Here is a 19,248-nt window from a genome sequence, read left to right on the forward strand (position 1 = left end):
AATTTGTGCTACGGTCCGAAAATGCGGCGGTTCCTGGGTAGTCTCCTTGCGTTGGCCTGCCTTGCGGGAACCGCGCGGGCGGCCGACGAGCTGGCCTCGGCCGGGTCGTTCTCCTACATGCTGACGGGCGGCGGGCAGCCGGTCTATGCCGTCATCCTGATGCCGGGCGGACCGGGCATCCTCGATCCTCAGATCGGCACCGGCGGCAGGCTGGCTTTCCGCGCCGGCGGCAACTTCCTCGTTCGCTCGCGCGCGCTGTTCGCGACCGGCCCGTTCGTCTCGGCCTCGACCGACGCCACGACCTCGTCCGACCGCATCCTGGCCATCGTCGGCGACCTGCAGAAGCGTTTCGGTCCGCTCAAGGTCTACATGGTCGGCACGTCGCGCAGCACCGAATCGACGATGGCCCTGTCGATGCCGCTCGACGGCAAGGTCGCGGGCTTCGTGCATTCCTCGTCGATGAACGGCATCGCCACCTTCGATCCGCGCAAGTTCAGGAGCCGGCACCTGATCGTGCTGCACCGCATGGACGCCTGCCGGGTCACCCGCCCGTCATCGGGCGAGGCGTCGCATCGCAACTACGGCACCGAGCTGATCGAGATGGACGGCGGCAAATCGACCGGCGACGACTGCGAGGCCTTCGCCTATCACGGCTACAACGGCATCGAGCGCGAGACCGTCGACAAGATCAAAGCCTGGATCGTCGCGAAGTAGGCCTCAGCCGAGGAAGCTGTTGTCGGGGTCGCCGTTCAGCATGACCTTGCCGACGGTCTCGAAATGCGCCTCGCGCGACTGGATCTGCTGCGACAGCGTGTGGATGTCGCGGAAGCGCCGCTCGAATGGCGTGCCGAGGAAGATCGCCGAGGTGCCGGCCGCCTTGTAGACCGCATCGGTGACGTCGAGCGCGGCGCGGATCGCCTGGCTGCAGCCCAGCCGCACCCGCGCGCGGTCGGCCGAGGCCAGCGGCTCGATGTCGTCGGCGCCAGCCCAGCACTCCTTCAGGATGTCGACCAAGTAAGCGCGCGCCGAGCCGAGGGCGGCCTCGTTGTGCGCCACCATCGACTGCACCACCGGGTTGTCGGCCAGCCGCGCCATGTAGCGCGGCACCTTGTCGACGGTGAGCGCCATGAAGGCCTCGTGCATGGCGCGGGCGATGCCGAGCGCTACGCCGGCGACGCCGACGGCATAGAGGCCCTGGGTGGTGAAGGCGTAGAGCGGCCCGCGGTCGCGGCGCAAGGTCGGGTCCTCGCGCGTGCCGGAGAACGCCTCCGCCACGAACACATCGGTGATGGAATAGCCCTCCGACGCCGTGCCGCGCATGCCGAGCGTGTTCCAGTCGCGGATCGGCGTGACGCGGTCCTTGGGCATCAGCAGGGTGCGCACGGTCGGCCGGCCGAAGCGGTTCAGCCTGAGCGAGCCGTCCGGCTCGACGACGTGGCAGTGCGCGCCCATCCAGTTGGCCTGGCGCGAGCCCGAGGCGAAGTGCCATTCGCCGGTGACCCGGTAGCCGCCGGGCGCCGCAATGGCGCGATGCTGGTTGGGCGGGCCCCAGGCGATCAGCCCGCGCGGGTCGCTGTAGATGGTGCGCGCCGCCTCGATCGGGATGTAGGGCGCGATCAGGGCCGAGCTGTTGGCGACGAAGCTGTTCCAGCCGACCGAGCCGTCGCACCGGGCGATCTCCTCGATGGCGCGCATGTAGACCCAGGGCTCGACCTGATCGCCGCCGACCGAGCGCGGCAGCAGCATGCGGAACAGCCTCGCCTCGTGCAGCTGGCCGAGCAGCGGCTCGGGGATTTCCTGCGTCCGCTCGATCTCGTCGGCGGCGGCCTCGAGCGCGGTGGCGAGGGCACGCGCCCGCGCCACCGGATCGGCTTTGACGGGCAAGGCGGTGACAGTGCTCATACAGGACCCTCCGCGAGGCTGGCCCGATTGGGCGCCGCCGCGCGCGAGCGTGTCAATGGAGCGAAACTAGTACTGCCGGATCGCGGAAGAGGCGTTGACCGGCTGCGGCCACAGCGAGGCCGGGGCGCAATCGTTGGAGCGGCGGCGATAGTCGAACGCCGGGCGCAGCAAGGCTTGGTCGATGACCGGGCCCTGATCGGCCGGAGCCTGCTTCGACATGTGCCAAGCCTGCACAGCCGTGGCCGCTCCGAAGGTGAAGGCTACTCCGAAGACGAACATCAGAGCGCCCACCAGGACGTGGTTCACACCTGAACTCCCAAGTACGGGGCGACCCATCCCACCGGGCCGCGAACGCCTTTTAAGGCTTTTGGCGCGCAAAGGCAAAGGGGCCCGGATTTTCCCCCGCTCCGGAGGTTGCCGGCCAAAGAAAAAGGCGGCCCGGGGGCCGCCTTTTCCGTCGATGTCAGGATGCCTTAGGCCGGCGTGTAGGGACGGCCCGGCCAGCGATAGCCAGGAGCCGGCAGCGGGATCTTGGCCTTGATGTGGGCGTCCTCGAGGACCGGGATGCCTTCGGCATAGTTGCCGGCTTCGCACTTGGCGATCGCCGCGGCCTCGACCGTGTCGACCTGCGCGTTGCGATACTGGCGCCACTTGTCGCTCAACGCCTTACAGTAGGAGCGGGGATCGGCGAAGACCGCCGGCACCGCGGCCTGGCCCTCGCCGATGACGATCTCGACACGACGGTTCTGCGGCTCGCGCACGCCGTCGGCGGTCGGGACGAGCGGCTGGGTCTCGCCCTTGCCGATCACCTGGATCGCGCCGGCCGGCACGCCGTTGCGAACGAGCGAGTCCTTGACCGCGTTCGCGCGACGCAGCGACAGCGCCATGTTGTAGTTCTCGGGGCCGGAGCGGTCGGCATGACCGGTCGCGACGACGCGGGCAGCACCCGTCTGCTTGAAGGCAGCGGCCGCCTGGCCGATCGTGCTCTCAGCCTGCGGGGAAAGGTTGTAGCGATCCCAATCGAAGAAGACCATGAACGAGGTCGCCTGTGCAGGCTGGGGCTGCGCAGGTGGAGGCGGTGGAGGCTCGCTGCTGCAGGCGGCGACGAGAGAAGCGGCAGCGAACGCAATGAGAAGTTTCTTAATCATCTAGCAGATCCCCCATCGGGTAGGTGGGCTGACGAACCTAACGAAGAGTTCCCGCCACGGTTCCGCCCTATTCGAAATTTTCCTACTCCGCGGCCTGTTTTGCAACCGACGGATGACGCCACCGATACAAAAGATCATCTTGTTTGCGCCGCGCCTTGGCGAGGTGGGCATCCTTCACGTGACCGTAACCGCGGATGTCGTCGGGGATCGATGCCAGCCCGACCGCAAGGGAATGATTGTTTTGGGCGAGTCCCCCCAATAGCTCGTCGATCAGCCCCTCATACTCGCGAATCAGGGCGCGTTCCTGCCGGCGCTCGGCGCTGTAGCCGAAGATGTCGAACGCCGTGCCGCGCAATCCCTTGAGCTTCGCCAGCACCCGGAAGGCTGTGACCATCCAGGGGCCAAACTCCTGTTTCTTCAAATGGTTGGTCTTGGGGTCGCGCTCGGCGAGCAACGGCGGCGCGAGGTGAAACTTGAGCTTGTAATCACCTTCGAACTGGCCGTTGAGTTGGGCAGCGAAGGCCGCGTCGGTGAAAAGCCGCGCGACTTCGTACTCGTCCTTGTAAGCGAGCAGCTTGGCATAGTAGCGCGCCACCGCCTGGGTGAGCGCCGTTTCGCCCGGCATCGTCCTCTGCTCGACGGTGCGCGCGCGCTCGACCAGCGCGCGATAGCGCTCGGCGAGGGCTGCATTCTGGTAACCGGTGAGGTGCTTGACCCGGCTCGCGATGACGTCGTCGACGGTCGAGATCCGTCGCAGCGGCACGACATTGTCGGCCGGCGGCGTGATCAGCGCCTCGACCGCGGCACGGTCCGCCGCGGCGCGGCGGCCCCAGCGAAAGGCGCCGAGATTCATCGGTACCGCCGTGCCGTTCAGCTCGATCGCGCGCTCGAGCGACTCGTGGCCGATCGGGATCAGGCCCTTCTGGTAGGCGTAGCCCAGCATGAAGAGGTTGGTGGCGATCGAATCGCCCATCAGCGCGGTGGCGAGCTGGCTCGCTTCGAGGAAGTCGCAGGCATCGGCGCCGGCCGCCGCCTCGATCGAGAGCTTCAGCGTGTTCGACGGGAAGGCAAGATCGGGATGGCGCGTGAAGTCGCCGGTGATGGTTTCCTGCGTGTTGACGATGGCCTTCGACGCGCCGGGCTCGAGCTTGGCGAGCGCATCGGGGCTGGCGCTGACGACCAGGTCGCACCCAAGCAGCAGGTTGGCGCCGCCGGCGCCCAGCCGCACCGCATGCAGCGCCTCGGGCGAGGCGCCGACGCGCACGTGGCTGATGACTGCGCCGCCCTTCTGCGCCATGCCGAGCTGGTCAAGCACGGTGGCGCCCTTGCCTTCGATGTGCGCGGCCATGCCCATGATGGCACCGATGGTCACGACACCGGTGCCGCCGATGCCGGTGATCAGCACGCCGTAGGGATGGTCGGCGACCGACGGCAGCGCGGGCGCGGCCGGCAGCGGCGACTCGGCCGGCTTGTCGGCGGCCTTGGCGACGGCCGCTTTGCCTCCCATCGCCTTACCGTGGCGCAGGCTGCCGCCTTCGACCGTCACGAAGCTCGGGCAGAAGCCGTTGAGGCACGAGAAGTCCTTGTTGCAGGACGACTGGTCGATGGCGCGCTTGGTGCCGAACTCGGTCTCGACCGGTGTCACCGACAGGCAGTTCGAGGCAACCGAGCAGTCGCCGCAGCCCTCGCAGACCGCCTGGTTGATGAACACCCGCTTGTTGGGATCGGGGTAGGTGCCGCGCTTGCGGCGGCGGCGCTTCTCGGCGGCGCAGGTCTGATCGTAGATCAGCACCGACACGCCCTTATACTCGCGCAGGCTCCGCTGCACCTCGTCGAGCTCGTCGCGGTGATGGAAGGTGACGCCCGGCGCCCATTCGGTGCCGATCGGATACTTGTCGGGGTCGTCGCTCACCAGTGCGATGCGGCGCACGCCCTCGGCATGGGCCTGCTGGCTGATCGTCCAGGGATGGACGTTGCCGTCGTGCGGCTGGCCCCCGGTCATGGCGACGGCGTCGTTGTACAGGATCTTGTAGGTGATGGTGGTGTTGGTCGCGACCGCCTGGCGCAACGCAAGATAGCCCGAGTGGAAATAGGTGCCGTCGCCCAGGTTCTGGAAGACGTGCGGCATCTCGGTGAAGTGCGACGCGCCGACCCACGGCGCGCCCTCGGCGCCCATGTGGGTGAAGGTCTTGGTGTTGCGCTCCATGCCGATCGCCAGCGTATGGCAGCCGATGCCGGCCATCGCCATCGAGCCGTCGGGCACCTTGGTCGAGGTGTTGTGCGGGCAGCCGGAGCAGAAATAGGGGACGCGGGCCATGCCGGCCTCGTTGCGCACCTGGCGCCCGGCCTTGCGCTTCAGCCCGTCGAAGCGCTGCTTGGTGTGCTCGCTGAAGGCCTCCAGGCCGAGCCGCGCCACCAGCGCCGATCCGATCTCGAACGGCGTGAGCTCGCCATCGGACTTGAACAGCTTCTGGCCGCGCTCGTCGGTCTTGCCGACCACGACCGGCCGGCGGTCGGCCGGCGCGTTGAACAGCGCGTCTTTTAATTGCTGCTCGATGATGGACCGCTTCTCCTCGACGACGAGGATTTCGCGCTTGCCCTCGGCGAAGGCGACGGCGCCCTGCGTCTCGAGCGGCCAGGCCATCGCCACCTTGTAAACGGCGATGCCGAGGCGTTCGGCCTCGGCATCGTCGATGCCAAGCTCGTCGAGGGCCTGGCGGACATCGAGATAGGACTTGCCGACCGTGACGATGCCGAAGCGCGCGTCCGGGCGGCCCAGCATAAGTCGGTCGAGCCGGTTGGCGCGCCAGTAGGCGAGCGCCGCCGGATGCTTCACGGTGATGACGCGGCGCTCCTGGCCGAGCCAGTCGTCCGGCCAGCGGATGTGCAGGCCGTCGGGCGGCAGGATGAAGTCGGTCGGGAGGTGAATCTCGACCCGGTGGGGATCGACAAGGACCGACGCCGAGGAATCGGCCGTCTCGGCCAGCACCTTGAAGCCGACCCACAAGCCGGAATAGCGGGAGAGGGCGAAGGCGTGCAGGCCGAGGTCGAGATACTCCTGCACCGAGGCGGCATGGATGACCGGGATTCCGGCGGCCATGAAGGCGGGCTCGCTCTGGTGCGCCACGGTCGACGACTTGGCCATGTGGTCGTCGCCGGCCAGCGCCACGATGCCGCCGTGCTCCGACGTCCCGGCATAGTTGGCGTGCTTCAAGGCGTCGCCCGAGCGATCGACGCCGGGGCCCTTGCCGTACCACATGCCATAGACGCCGTCGTACTTGGCGCCGGGGTAGAGGTGGATTTGCTGGGTGCCCCACAGGGCGGTGGCCGCGAGGTCCTCGTTGACGCCGGGCTGGAACTCGATGTGGTTCTTCTTGATGAAGCGCTTGGCCTGCCAGAGCGCCTGGTCGAAGCCGCCCAACGGCGAGCCGCGATAGCCCGAGATGTAACAGGCGGTGTTGAGGCCGGCGGCCAGGTCGCGCTGGCGCTGCATCATGGGCAGCCGGACCAGCGCCTGCGTGCCGGTCAGATAGACCCGGCCGCTTTCCAGTGCATACTTATCGTCCAGGGTTATTGCTTGGGACATGGAGCCCTCCCAGACCACCGATATGGGGACGGTAACGACAGAATGTTGCGTCCTTCAACATGGAACGCGGGTCGCGCCAAAAAAAGACGTTTTCCCAATGCCTTGCCCGCGCAAAACGCGGTTACCGTTTCAAGGTTTCGTTTCCGCATGAAACGTTGTAATCACCCGCCCGCGTTCCCCAGTCTCGGCCCCAATCGTCCATGTCCATCCTCGTCACCGGTGCCGCCGGCTTCATCGGCTCGCACGTCGCGAAAGCCTTGTTGGCTAGGGGCGAACGGGTCCTCGGCATCGACAATTTCAGCGACTACTACGATCCCGTCCTGAAGTTCGCGCGGCTGAAGCCGTTGCGCGAGGACCGCGGATTCACCTTCCTCGAGGCCGACATCACCGATCGCGACGCCATGCTGGCGCTCGCCCAGCAGCATCCGATCGACCGCATCGTGCATCTCGCCGCCCAGCCGGGCGTCCGCCATTCGCTGGTCGATCCGTACCTCTACGTGAACACCAACGTCATGGGGCACCTGGTGATGCTGGAGTTGGCGCGCCGGCTGCCCGACCTCAAGCATTTCGTCTATGCCTCGTCCTCGTCGGTCTATGGCGCCAACCGCAAGCAGCCGTTCGCCATCGACGACCGCGTCGACCATCCGATCTCGCTCTATGCCGCCACCAAGCGCGCCGACGAGCTGCTAACCGAGACCTATGTCCATCTGCACAAGATGCGGGCGACCGGCCTGCGCTATTTCACGGTCTACGGGCCGTGGGGCCGGCCGGACATGTCGCCCTACATCTTCGCCAAGGCGATCCACGAGGGCACGCCGATCAATCTCTATCACCTGGGCTTCGTGAAGCGCGACTACACCTACGTCGACGACATCGTCGCCGGCACGCTCGCCGTCCTCGACAAGCCGGCCGAAGCGCCGAGCCACCGCCTGTACAATCTCGCCGCCTCGCGCAGCGAAGACATCCTCGACGTCATCAAGCTGTTCGAGAAGGCGTTCGGCCGCGAGGCCCGCATCGAGCTCAAGCCCGGCGAGCCCGCCGACATGCAGGAGACCTCGGCCGACATCACCGCCGCGACCCGGGATTTCGGCTGGGAGCCGAAAGTGACGGTGGCCGAGGGCGTGCCGAAATTCGTAGAGTGGTTCAAGGAATACAACCGGCTCTGACGTTCAGGGCGATTGAGTGGTCGGTCTCGCTATCGTTCGCCACGCCCAACTCGCCAGATTTTCGACCGCGATGCCCACCAATACCAAGATGAGCGGCCCGATCGGCATCGTATAGAGCCGCGTCGGTGTCGCGAGCATGGCCTGCGCCATGATCAGGCCGATCAGCCCCAGGACGATCAGGTTGATCGCAAGCCGCGTTTCGCCGCCACGGTCGCCCGCGGTCCAGCGCCGATGGCGCGCCAGCAGCTGAATGGCGGTCACCAGCACGAGCAGCACCCCCAGCGGCGGCGTCAGCTCGATCACGCTGTCGCCGAGAAGGATGCCGAGCTTCACGAGATAGATGCGGGCGACCTCACCGGGATCTTCCCGCCATTTGGCCCAGTAGAGTGCGCTCATCACGCGGAAATAGTCCTTGGAGTACATCGCCACGCCCGGCTCTGCAGCGGCGGCGGCCTCGCGTCCGACTGCGTCGTCGTATCGGATGCCCCACTTGTTCGGAACGGCGCCCAAACCGATGTAGAGCGTATGCGACATGCCGTGCGTGGCCGGAAGATTGGCGGCGTCGAGCGCGTAGGCCGCGTTCCGTGCCGTAATGACCAGCCGCGATGATTGCGATGCCACGACGGCGGCCGCGAGGATCGCGATCGTCGCCATCCACCGTCGCCGTCGATGCCGGTCGTGCCACAGAGCCCAGATGCCGGCGACGATCGTGACCAGTAGCACCGACAGGCCCACGACCTCGCGCAGCAGGGAGGCGAATGCCAGCAACAGCAGCCCGACCGCGATCAGGAGGCCGGAGACGGTCGGCGACAGCCAGCTCCTGGCACGGGCGATCAGCGCCAGCGGCAGGATGAGCTGCATCGAGACCGTGCCGATCAGTGCCCAATGCGGCAGCGTATCGAACCATGAGAGGAAGACGGTAGGGCCGAGGATCAGCACCACGACGGCGGTCGCGAAGGTGCCGAAAGTGATCAGCGTTGCCACGAGGACGACCAGGCCCAGCGCGTTGATGCCGAGATTGAGCCGGGCCACATCCATCACCGTCGCGTCCCGGCCCGCAAGACGAGCCCAGGCGCTCATCAGCAGGGCCTGACCCGGGTCTTCCGCGCTGAACGGCACGATCCGGTCGCCATCGCAGAGCTGCAGCAGCCATTTGCCGGTCTTGCGGGCGCACGTGGCGCTTTCCAGCGAGTTGTTTGTACCCTCCCAGTCCGACTCGGTCGCCGTGGCGTAGCGCTGCGAGTCGTGGAATGACGACAGGAGTTGCGGCAGGCCAATGAACAGGACGCAGAGCGCGACGATGAGCGACCGCGCCAAGGTGCATGCGCGCCCCGATACACCGCCATGTATTTGGATTGCTTTCACCCGCGCGGACGGTACCGAGCAGCCGGCAGCCACGCAATGTGGTCCTACCCACATCGCAAGCTTCAGGAGCGCATACTATAGTGGCGGGACATGTCGCTGCTCCAAATCGCCAACCTGCGCCGCGCCTTCTATGGTCTGGAGGTGCTGCGCGGCGTCGACATGACGGTGCAGGCGGGCGGCATCACCGGACTGATCGGCCCGAACGGTGCGGGCAAGACGACCCTGTTCAACGTGGTGTCGGGGCTGGTGCCGCCGGATGCCGGGTCGATCCGCTTCGATGGCCGCGAGATCTCGGGCCTGGCGCCCGACGCGGTGAGCCGCGCCGGGCTGGTGCGCACCTTCCAGGTGGCGCGCGGCTTCCCCAAGCTCTCGGTGTTCCAGCATCTGATGCTTTACGGCCGCGACCAGCCGGGCGAGACGCTGTGGCAGGCGATTGTCGGCACGCGGGCGGCGCGACAGCGCGAGGCGGAGCTCGCCGAGCGGGCGTGGGAGACGGCGCGATTCCTCAGGCTCGACGAGCTGATCGACAATCCGGCGACGGCGCTGTCGGGCGGCCAGAAGAAGCTGCTGGAGATCGGCCGTGCCCTGATGGCCGCGCCCAGGCTGGTGCTGCTCGACGAGCCGACGGCCGGCGTCAATCCGACCCTGCAGAACGAGATCGGCGAACGGCTGCTCGAGCTGCCCAAGCGCGGCATCACCGTGCTGCTGATCGAGCACGACATGGGATTCATCGCCCAGCTCTGCAATCCGGTGATCGTCATGGCCGAGGGCCAGGTGCTGACGGAAGGAACGTTCGATTCGGTGCGCGCCGATCATCGGGTGCGCGAAGCCTATTTGGGAAGGCGCGCGGCATGATCCTGCTCACTCTTTCCCTCCCCATTCATATGGGGAGGTGGCGCGTCGGCACTTTCACGCTCCGCGTGAAAGTGCCCTATCCGCGACGGAGGGGTCGTGGGCGGCAAATCGTTGCTGATGACCCCTCCGCCCGCGAAGACGCGGGCCCCTCCCCCTTTGAAGGGGGAGGTGGGACGAAATGACCCTCCTCTCCGTAACCGAGCTGCGCGGCGGCTACGGCGCTGCCGACGAAATCGTGCGCGGCGCGGCACTCACCGTCGAGCCGGGCGAGATCGTCGCCCTGATCGGCCCGAACGGGGCGGGCAAGTCGACCCTGCTCAAGCTGATCGCGGGTCTGTTGCGGCCGCGCGCCGGCCACGTCCGCTTCAAGGATCGCGACGTCGCCGGGCTGGCGGCGCCCGACATCAGCCGGCGCGGCCTAAGCTTCGTGCCGCAGGAACGCAACGTGTTCGGCACCATGACGGTCGCCGAGAACCTCGAGATGGGCGGCTTCCTCGACCGCGCGGCGACGCGGGCGAGGATGGACGAGCTCTACGGCCGCTTCCCCATGCTGGCCGACAAGCGGCGCGCCGCCGCCCGTACGCTGAGCGGCGGGCAGCGCCAGATCCTCGCCATGGCGATGGCATTGATGAACGCGCCGGCCTTGCTGCTGCTCGACGAGCCGACAGCGGGCTTGAGCCCGCGCGCCGCCGAGGAGCTGTTCGGCACGATCGTTGCCCTGAACGAGGGCGGGGTCGCGATCCTGATGGTCGAGCAGAATGCGCTGGAGGCGCTGGCGGTGTCGGCGCGCGCCTATGTGCTGGTGCAGGGCCGCGCCGAGCGCGAGGGGCGGGCGGCCGAGCTGGCGTCCGATCCGACGGTGCGCGATCTCTTTCTCGGCGGCTCAGCCCCGCCTATGCTTTCGGGGAACAGAGGGGACTTCCAATGAATCGTCTGGCCATCGGGCGCCGTACGGCGCTGCTTTCGGGCGTTGCCGCGGTCGTCGCACCGGCGGTGCTGCGGGCGCAGGGCGAGCCCATCAGGATCGCGACGCTGACGCCGCTCACCGGCGCGGGCGGTCCCTACGGTCCGGTGATGGCCAAGGTCGCGGCGGCCGTGGTCGACGAGGTGAACGCGGCGGGCGGCGTGCTCGGCCGCAAGGTCCAGCTCGTGAGCGAGGACGACCAGACCAATCCCGATGCCGGCGTGCGCGCGGCGCGCAAGCTGATCGACGTCGACAAGGTGTCGGCGATCATGGGCACCTGGGCCTCGGCGGTGACGACGGCGGTGGCGCCGCTGTGCTGGGAGAGCAAGACCTTCCTGTGCACCGTGTCGGGCGCGGATTCGATCACGCTGCTGCCGCATCAGGGCTATCTGGTGCGCACCCAGCCCAACACCGTGCTGCAGGTGACGCGCTGCGGCGAGTTCCTGCTCTCGCTCGGCGCCAAGAAGGCCTACACCCTGGTGCCGCAGACGCCGTTCGCCCAGCGCAGCATCGAGGTCTTGGGCGAGACGATGAAGAAGGCGGGCGGCACGCACGGCGGCCAGATCTACGACGACAAGAAGACGACCTACCGCACCGAGGTCGACCAGACGATGCGCTTTGCGCCCGACGCGATCTTCTGCGCCGGCTACACGCCCGACACCATCGTGCTGCTGAAGGATCTCTATCGCGCCGGCTACAAGGGCAAGATCATCGGCCAGGCCTATGCGGTGAACCAGAAGCTGATCGACCAGATCGGCCAGAACGAGGTCGTTGAAGGCGTCTACACCTACGCGCCGTCGGTCGCCGAGGGCAGCACGGCCCTGGAGCGGGTCAAGAAGATGAGCGGGCTCGCCAATCCCGACCCCTACACCAGCCAGGTCTACGACCACACCAACATGGTGCTGATGGCGATGGCGGTCGCCAAGGCGACGACCGGCACCGCCATCAAGGACAACATCCGCAAGATCACCCAGGGCGGCGGCAAGACCGTCGACAACGCGGTCGACGGGCTGAAGGCGATCGCGGCGGGCGAGAAGGTCGACTATACCGGCGCCTCCGGTCCGTGCGATTTCGACGACAAGGGCGACATCCTCGACTGCAAGTTCCGCTACGAGCAGGTCAAGGCCGGCAAGGCCACGCTGGTGAAGGTCGCCTGACGACTTGACCCTCCTCGTCCAAGCCCTCCTGAACGGGCTGGTGTCGGGCGCGCTGTTGGCGGTGCCCGCCATCGGCTTCACGGCGATGTTCGCCGTGCTGCGCTTCCCGAACTTCTCGGTCTCGGGCATCGCCACGCTCGGTGCGTTTGCGGGCTACGTCGCCTATGGCGCGGGCCTGCAGATCGTGGGTTCGCTCGCCGTGGCCTTCGCCATCGCCGGTGCGGCCGGCCTGTTCCTCGATCGCGCAGCGCACATGCCGCTGGTCAAGCAGGGCGCGCTGCCGGCCGCCATCGCCTCGATCGCCTCGGGCCTGGTGCTGGAGAACGTGGTGCGGCTGCTCTTCGGCAACGATATGCGCGGCTACGACCGGCCGATCGCGCGCGACATGCGGATCGGCGAGGTCCGCTTCAACCCGCAGCAGCTCGAGACCATGGCGATTGCCCTCGCCATCATGCTGGCGGTGTTCGCCGCGCTCGCCTTCACCCGCATCGGCAAGGCGATGCGGGCCTCGGCCGACAATCCCGATCTCGCGGCGCTCAAGGGCATCCGGCCGCAGCGCGTGGCGATGATGGCGAGCTTCGTCGGCATGGGCCTGGTCGGCATGGGCGGCATGCTGCTCGGGCTCGACAGCTCGATCGATCCGTTGACCGGCACGCGCGTCCTGCTGTCGATCTTCGCTGCCGCCGTGCTGGGCGGGCTGGGCAGCGCGCCCGGCGCGGTGCTGGGCGCCTTCCTGATCGGTATCGCGGAAGAGGTGTCGGTGCTGGTCGTCGGCTCGCAGTACCGCGCCGCGGTCGGCTTCTTCGCCATTCTGATCGTGCTCAGCCTCCGGCCGCGCGGTCTGCTCGGCGAGCGGGCCTTCTGATGCTGAACTATCTGCTCTTCATCGCCACCATCGGCAGCATCTACGGCCTGCTGGCGCTCAGCCTCAATCTGATCTGGGGCGGGACGGGGATGGTGAACCTGGGCCTCGCCGGGTTCTTCGCCGTCGGCGCCTATGCCTCGGCGCTGACCACCACGACCGGTCACATGCCGATCCTTGCCGGCTGGGTGCTGGCGCTGATCGTCGGCGGTGCGGCCGGCCTGGTCGTGGTGCTGTCGACCACGCGCCTGCGCGAGGACTATCTCGCCATCGTCACGCTGGGCTTTGCCGAGGTCGTGCGCCTGGTCGCCTCCAACGAGATCTGGCTGACCCGCGGCACCGATGGCATCTCGGGCATCCCCGGCCCATGGCGCGTGGCGTTGGGCCGCGAGTACTTCAATGCCGTCTACCTGCCGATCCTGCTGGTCGTGCTGTTGCTGGTGTACTGGCTGATGCGCCGCATCGACGGCTCGCCCTACGGCCGCGCATTGCGCGCGATCCGCGAGGATGCGCAGGTGGCGCAGGTCGCCGGCAAGCCGGTGCTGCGCTTCAAGGCGCAGGCCTTCGCGCTGTCGGCAGCGATCGCCGGCCTCGCCGGCGCGCTCTATGGGCACTTCACCTCGTACATCGCGCCCGACCTGTTCCTGCCGCTGATCACGGTCTACATCTTCCTGGCTGTCGCGTCGGGCGGTGTCGGCAGCCCGGCCGGCGCGCTGGTCGGCGCCTACCTGCTGATCGCGCTGCTCGAATCGGCACGCTTCTTCGTCGAGCTGATCCCGGCCGTCACCGCCGTGCAACGCGCGGCGTTGAAGGAGCTGCTGATCGCCGTCGCCCTGATCCTGGTGCTGCGCCTGATGCCCAAGGGCCTGCTGCCCGAACGCATCCCGCGCGCACCGCTAGTTGGAGGAAAGCCATGAGCCCACTCGAGTCCTGCATCGCCGCCGTGAGGTCCGGTCCGACCGACGCCATCTTCAAGGCGGTCGAGAAGGGCATGGCCGAGGTCGTCGGCCACAAGCTGTTCACGCTTCTCTACGTGGCGCCCAACGGCAAGCGGGTGAAGCGCATGTACAGCAACATGCCCAGGGAATATCCGGTCGGCGGCTACAAGGAGATCAAGGAGACCGAGTGGCACAAGCAGATCCTCGGCCAGAAGAAGGCCTGGGTCGGCTACAACAAGAAGGACATCCAGTGGACGTTCTTCGATCACGAGTTGATCGTGTCGTTGGGCTGCGAATCGGCGATGAACATCCCGGTGCTTTACAATGGCCGTCTGCTGGGCACGATGAACCTCCTCGATGCGGAGGGGCATTACAAGGAGAGCGACCCGGCGAAGTGCGAGCCCTTCGCCGCGCTGCTGGTCGGCCCGTTCCTCGACGCCATCGCCGCCGATCCGGGATGAAGCGCTTCATCCTGACCGGCACGCCGGGATCGGGAAAGACGGCGATCCTTCGCCAGCTCGAAGGGGAAGGCTACGGCGTCGTCGAGGAGGCGGCGACCGATGTCATCGCCCTGGAACAGGCCAAGGGCATCGCCGAACCGTGGACGCGGCCTGTCTTCATCGATCAGGTGGTCGCCCTGCAGGCCCGGCGGCGCGTACGCCTGACCGATCCGCTGCAGTTTCATGACCGTTCGGCCTTCTGCACCGCGGCGCTGGCGGACTACCTCGGCTATTCGCCGTCGGAAATGCTGACCGCCGAGCTGGAACGCCTGAAGCGCGAGGCGTTCTATGAAAAGCGCGCGTTCTTCGTGCAAAGCCTTGGTTTCGTCACACCGAGCGCCGCCCGCCGGATTAGTCTCGAAGAGGCACGACGGTTCGAGGCGGTACATGAAAAGACCTACCGCTTGCAGGGTTTCGAGCTGATCCCAATCTCTCCGGGAAGCGTGCTAGACCGGGTGGCCGCGATCCAAGGAGTTGTCGATGAACGCCGTGCTGGGTGAGCTGCCGACCTGGAACCTGAGCGACCTCTATTCCAGCCCCACCGGCGCCGACCTCGACACAGACCTGAAGCGCGCCGACCAGGATGCCGGGTCCTTTGCCAGGGACTACGAGGGCAAGGTCGCTGGCCTCGACGGCAAGACGCTCGGCGCCGCCGTGGCGCGCTTCGAGGCGCTCAGCGACCTGCTGGGCCGGATCGGCGCCTACGCCCAGCTCTATTACGCGCAGGATCAGGCCGATCCCAAGCGCGGCCAGTTCGCCCAGAACGTGTCGGAGAAGCTGAACGACGTCGGCTCGAAGCTGCTGTTCTTCGATCTCGAGCTCAAGAAGATCGAGGACACCGACCTCGCCGCGAAGCTGAAGGAGCCTGCGCTCGCCAAATATGAATCGTGGCTGCGCAACGTGCGCCTGTTCCGGCCGCACCAGCTTTCCGACGAGCTGGAGAAGTACCAGTACGACCAGTCGGTGGTCGGCAGCAGCGCCTGGTCGCGGCTGTTCGACGAGACGATCGCGCGGCTGCGCTATCCCTTCCGCAACGAGATGCTGAGCGAGTCGCAGATCCTCGACAAGCTCTCGAGCAAGGATGCCGAGGTCCGCAAGGATGCGGCGAAGTCCTTCGGCAAGGTCCAGGGCGACAACATCGCCGTCTTCTCGCTGGTGATGAACACCCTGATCAAGGACAAGGAGATCGACGATCGCTGGCGCAAGTACAAGCGGCCGCAGTCGTTCCGTAACCTCGCCAACGTGGTCGAGGACGAGGTCGTCGACGCGCTCGCGACGTCGGTGAAGGCCGCTTATCCGCGGCTGGCGCATCGCTACTACAAGCTCAAGGCCAAGTGGTTCGGCGTCGAGACGATGCCGTACTGGGACCGCAACGCGCCGCTGCCCGAGCACGACGACCGCACCATCCCATGGACCGAGGCCGAGAAGATCGTGCTCGATGCCTACGGCGCCTTCTCGCCGGAGCTGGCGTCGGTCGGCGCCAAGTTCTTCGGTACCGGCTGGATCGACGCGCCGGCGCGGCCGGGCAAGTCGCCGGGCGCCTTCGCCCATCCGACGGTGCCGTCGGCGCATCCCTATCTGCTGCTGAACTACCAGGGCAAGGTGCGGGACGTCATGACGCTGGCACATGAGCTCGGCCATGGCGTGCACCAGGTCCTGTCGGCGCGGCAGGGCGCGCTGATGGCCGACACGCCGCTGACGCTCGCCGAGACGGCGTCGGTGTTCGGCGAAATGCTGACCTTCCAGTCGCTGCTCAAGTCGGCGCCCGACCAGGCCACGCGCAAGGCGATGCTGGCCGGCAAGGTCGAGGACATGCTGAACACGGTGGTCCGCCAGATCGCCTTCTACGACTTCGAATCGCGCCTGCACGAGGAGCGGCGCAAGGGCGAGCTGACGCCCGACGCGATCGGCGAGATTTGGCTGGCGGTGCAGAGCGAGAGCCTGGGCCCGGCCTTCACCTTCGACGACGAGTACAAGCACTACTGGTCCTACATCGGGCACTTCATCCATTCGCCGTTCTACGTCTATGCCTACGCCTTCGGCGATTGCCTGGTGAACTCGCTGTACGCCGCCTACCAGTCGGGCCTGCCGGGCTTCCAGGGCAAGTATCTCGACATGCTGAAGGCGGGCGGCGTGAAGCGGCACAAGGAGCTGCTGGCGCCGTTCGGCCTCGACGCCTCCGACCCGGCATTCTGGGACAAGGGGTTGGGCGTGATCGCAGGCTTCGTCGACGAGCTCGAGACGTTCTAGATGGCGGACGACGAAGGCCCCTCGCTGGGCGGCCGGCTTGGCCGCTATGCGCGCGTCGGCGCCTCGGTCGGCGGCCTCGCCGTACGCCTGGCTGGCGAGCGCTATCTCGGCTGGACGCTCGACCGCGACAAGCACGCGGCCGAGCTGAAGAGCGCGCTGGGCGGGCTGAAGGGCCCGCTGATGAAGGCGGCGCAGCTTCTGGCCACCATTCCCGATGCGCTACCGCCCGAGTACGCCCGCGAGCTGGCGCAGCTTCAGGCCAACGCGCCGGCGATGGGCTGGGCGTTCGTGAAGCGGCGCATGGCGACCGAGCTGGGGCCCGACTGGCAGGCCAAGTTCCGGAAGTTCGACAAGGAAGCCTCGTTCGCCGCCTCGCTGGGCCAAGTGCATCACGCCATCCTGCCCGCCAATCATCCGCTTGGGGGCCGCGAGGTCGCGGCCAAATTGCAGTATCCCGACATGGCCTCGGCGCTGGAGGCCGACCTCGACCAGCTCAAGGTGGTGTTCGCGGTCGGCCAGCGCTTCGACCCGGCGATCCGCACCGACGAGATCCAGGCCGAGATCAGGACCCGCCTGCGCGAGGAGCTCGACTACCGCCGCGAGGCAAAGCACGTCGCGCTCTACTGCCACATGCTGCGCGACGAGCCGAACGTCCACGTGCCCGAGACCGTGCCGGACTACTCGACCGACCGATTGCTGACCATGAGCTGGCTCGCCGGCGAGCCGCTGCTGAACTGGAAGGCGCGCAGCCAGGAGGAGCGCGATGCGCTCGCCATCAACATGTTCCGCGCCTGGTACGTGCCGTTCTATGTCTACGGCGTGATCCACGGCGACCCGCATCTCGGCAACTACAGCGTCCGGCCCGACGGCTCGGTCAACCTGATGGACTTCGGTTGCGTGCGCGTCTTTCCGCCGCGTTTCGTCCGCGGCTCGATCGAGCTTTATCGCGCCCTCATGAGCGACGATACAGACCGTGCGGTGGCGGCCTACGAGGACTGGGGCTTCGCCGGCCTGAGCCGCGGCATGATCGCGGTGCTGAACCGCTGGGCTGCGTTCCTCTACGGCCCGCTGATGGACGACCGTCCGCGCCGCCTGACCGAAGGCATGGCCGAGGGCCACGGCCGCGACATGGCGCAGAACGTGTTCGGCGAATTGCGCCGCATGGGCGGCGTGCGGCCGCCGCGCGAGTTCGTGTTCATGGACCGCGCCGCGATCGGCCTGGGCGCCGTGTTCATCCACCTGCGGGCGTCGATCAACTGGCACCGGCTGTTCGAGGGCCTGATCGACGGCTTCGACGTCGATGCGCTGGCCAGCCGCCAGCAGGACGCCCTGGCGCACGCGGGTCTCTGATGAACATCCTCGTGACGGGCTCGTCCGGCTGGCTGGCGCAGGACCTGATCCCGCGGCTGAAGCGTGCCGGTCACACCGTGGTCGGGCTCGACGTGCTGGCCGGCCCCCACACCGACATCGTCGACACCGTCGCCAACCGCGACACGGTGCGCAAGGCGATCCGCGACCATCGTATCCAGGGCATCGTCCATGCCGGCGGGCTGCACAAGCCGCAGGTCGCCACCCACGATGCCACGCGCTTCATCGAGACCAACGTGCAGGGCACGCTGAACCTCTTACAGGAGGCGACGGCGCGTGGCTCGACGGTCGACCGCTTCGTCTTCACCTCGACCACGTCGCTGATGATCTCGCAGGAGATCCGCGACGCCCACAGGCGCGGCGCCGATCGCGCCTTCTGGATCGACGAGGAGATGACGACACTGGAGCCGCGCAACATCTACGGCGTCAGCAAGCTCTCGGCCGAGCATCTCTGCCGGATGGTGCACGAGGCGTCGGGCCTGCCGACCGTCATCCTGCGCACCTCGCGCTTCTTCCCCGAGGAAGACGACATGGCGCACGAGATCATCCAGTCCAGCGCCAACACCAAGGCCAACGAGTTCCTGTTCCGCCGCCTCACCGTGCACGACGCCGCCTCGGCCCACATCGTGGCGCTCGACCGCGCGCCGCAGATCGGCTTCGACACCTTCATCATCTCGGCGCTGACGCCGTTCAGCCCGGACGACTGCGAGCAGCTGATGGAGTACGCGCCGCTGGTCGTGCATCGCTACTTTCCGCGCTACCGCGAGATCTACGCCCGGCGCGGCTGGACGATGTTCGACTACATCGACCGGGTCTACGATTCGAACAAGGCGATGCGGCGCATGGGCTTCGTCTGTCAGACCGACTTCGGCGACATCCTCACCCAGCTCGACCGCGAGGACGGGATCTGAGCCATATGGGCGGCCTGGCAACGATCGCCGCCCGCTGCAGTTCGTCCAGGGCCTTCCCGCCGAGAGCCAGCGTCAAGACGCCCGACCGCAGCCAGTGCGGCGCGTTCCAGGCGAGCGGCGGCACCGGCCGGTAGCGATAGAGGGCAAGGCCGACGACGGCGAAGAACAACGGCGCCGGCGCCAGGACGAGCCCCCCGAACGTGGCGTTTGCAGGGCCGCGATGCTGCGCGCGTGCGGCCGATCGATCATGCGCAGGCGGTCGGCTGCATGGTAGAA

18 protein-coding genes are annotated in these 19,248 nt (G+C 67.4%); 13 read left to right on the top strand and 5 right to left on the bottom strand.

The window, feature by feature from the left end; all coding sequences use genetic code 11:
* Positions 1–21: 21 nt before the first annotated feature.
* A complete protein-coding gene (locus tag J0J01_RS11865; protein ID WP_296380763.1) occupies positions 22–714 on the top strand; it encodes a hypothetical protein in 693 nt (230 codons plus the stop codon).
* 3 nt (positions 715–717) lie between these two features.
* On the opposite strand, the gene J0J01_RS11870 is transcribed toward J0J01_RS11865, so the two are convergent.
* From J0J01_RS11870 to J0J01_RS11885, 4 genes are all read right to left on the bottom strand, one after another.
* Positions 718–1,902 carry an acyl-CoA dehydrogenase family protein gene (locus J0J01_RS11870; RefSeq protein ID WP_296380765.1) on the bottom strand — a complete coding sequence of 395 codons (1,185 nt, stop codon included), beginning with the start codon at positions 1,900–1,902 and terminating at the stop codon, positions 718–720.
* A gap of 66 nt (positions 1,903–1,968) precedes the next feature.
* A complete protein-coding gene (locus J0J01_RS11875; protein WP_296380767.1) occupies positions 1,969–2,208 on the bottom strand; it encodes a hypothetical protein in 240 nt (79 codons plus the stop codon).
* 167 nt (positions 2,209–2,375) lie between these two features.
* Entirely contained in the window at positions 2,376–2,936 is a 561-nt protein-coding gene (locus J0J01_RS11880) for an OmpA family protein (protein ID WP_296380769.1), read from the bottom strand.
* A gap of 196 nt (positions 2,937–3,132) precedes the next feature.
* The gene (locus tag J0J01_RS11885; protein ID WP_296380771.1) at positions 3,133–6,636 is read right to left on the bottom strand and encodes an indolepyruvate ferredoxin oxidoreductase family protein; all 3,504 of its coding nucleotides are present in this window, start codon (positions 6,634–6,636) and stop codon (positions 3,133–3,135) included.
* Between the two features lie 200 nt (positions 6,637–6,836).
* On the opposite strand from J0J01_RS11885, the gene J0J01_RS11890 reads away from it, so the two are divergent.
* Positions 6,837–7,802, top strand: coding sequence for an NAD-dependent epimerase/dehydratase family protein (locus J0J01_RS11890; protein WP_296380773.1), 966 nt, complete (start codon positions 6,837–6,839; stop codon positions 7,800–7,802).
* A 3-nt stretch (positions 7,803–7,805) separates the two neighbouring features.
* Here the strand turns inward: J0J01_RS11890 and J0J01_RS11895 are convergent, their stop codons facing one another.
* On the bottom strand, positions 7,806–9,119 hold the full coding sequence (locus J0J01_RS11895) for a hypothetical protein (RefSeq protein WP_296380775.1): 1,314 nt from the start codon (positions 9,117–9,119) through the stop codon (positions 7,806–7,808).
* 138 nt (positions 9,120–9,257) lie between these two features.
* On the opposite strand from J0J01_RS11895, the gene J0J01_RS11900 reads away from it, so the two are divergent.
* From J0J01_RS11900 to J0J01_RS11950, 11 genes are all read left to right on the top strand, one after another.
* A complete protein-coding gene (locus J0J01_RS11900) occupies positions 9,258–10,022 on the top strand; it encodes an ABC transporter ATP-binding protein (RefSeq protein WP_296380777.1) in 765 nt (254 codons plus the stop codon).
* A 178-nt stretch (positions 10,023–10,200) separates the two neighbouring features.
* A complete protein-coding gene (locus J0J01_RS11905) occupies positions 10,201–10,950 on the top strand; it encodes an ABC transporter ATP-binding protein (protein WP_296380779.1) in 750 nt (249 codons plus the stop codon).
* Complete coding sequence (locus tag J0J01_RS11910) at positions 10,947–12,143, top strand: ABC transporter substrate-binding protein (RefSeq protein ID WP_296380780.1); 1,197 nt, start codon at positions 10,947–10,949, stop codon at positions 12,141–12,143. Before J0J01_RS11905 ends, J0J01_RS11910 begins: the two co-directional genes overlap by 4 nt.
* Before the next feature lie 4 nt (positions 12,144–12,147).
* Positions 12,148–13,008 carry a branched-chain amino acid ABC transporter permease gene (locus tag J0J01_RS11915; protein ID WP_296380782.1) on the top strand — a complete coding sequence of 287 codons (861 nt, stop codon included), beginning with the start codon at positions 12,148–12,150 and terminating at the stop codon, positions 13,006–13,008.
* Complete coding sequence (locus J0J01_RS11920) at positions 13,008–13,922, top strand: branched-chain amino acid ABC transporter permease (protein WP_296380784.1); 915 nt, start codon at positions 13,008–13,010, stop codon at positions 13,920–13,922. Before J0J01_RS11915 ends, J0J01_RS11920 begins: the two co-directional genes overlap by 1 nt.
* The gene (locus J0J01_RS11925; protein WP_296380786.1) at positions 13,919–14,404 is read left to right on the top strand and encodes a GAF domain-containing protein; all 486 of its coding nucleotides are present in this window, start codon (positions 13,919–13,921) and stop codon (positions 14,402–14,404) included. Before J0J01_RS11920 ends, J0J01_RS11925 begins: the two co-directional genes overlap by 4 nt.
* Positions 14,401–14,943: an AAA family ATPase gene (locus J0J01_RS11930; protein ID WP_296380787.1), complete on the top strand. Its 543-nt coding sequence runs from the start codon at positions 14,401–14,403 to the stop codon at positions 14,941–14,943. Before J0J01_RS11925 ends, J0J01_RS11930 begins: the two co-directional genes overlap by 4 nt.
* Complete coding sequence (locus tag J0J01_RS11935) at positions 14,924–16,693, top strand: M3 family oligoendopeptidase (protein ID WP_296380789.1); 1,770 nt, start codon at positions 14,924–14,926, stop codon at positions 16,691–16,693. The genes J0J01_RS11930 and J0J01_RS11935 overlap by 20 nt, the downstream gene beginning before the upstream one ends.
* On the top strand, positions 16,694–18,043 hold the full coding sequence (locus J0J01_RS11940; RefSeq protein WP_296380791.1) for an AarF/ABC1/UbiB kinase family protein: 1,350 nt from the start codon (positions 16,694–16,696) through the stop codon (positions 18,041–18,043).
* The gene (locus J0J01_RS11945) at positions 18,043–18,972 is read left to right on the top strand and encodes an NAD(P)-dependent oxidoreductase (RefSeq protein ID WP_296380793.1); all 930 of its coding nucleotides are present in this window, start codon (positions 18,043–18,045) and stop codon (positions 18,970–18,972) included. The genes J0J01_RS11940 and J0J01_RS11945 overlap by 1 nt, the downstream gene beginning before the upstream one ends.
* Before the next feature lie 5 nt (positions 18,973–18,977).
* A complete protein-coding gene (locus tag J0J01_RS11950) occupies positions 18,978–19,106 on the top strand; it encodes a hypothetical protein (RefSeq protein WP_296380796.1) in 129 nt (42 codons plus the stop codon).
* The last annotated feature ends 142 nt before the right edge of the window (positions 19,107–19,248 follow it).

The organism is Reyranella sp., assembly GCF_017305915.1.
In the GTDB taxonomy this organism is placed as follows: domain Bacteria; phylum Pseudomonadota; class Alphaproteobacteria; order Reyranellales; family Reyranellaceae; genus Reyranella.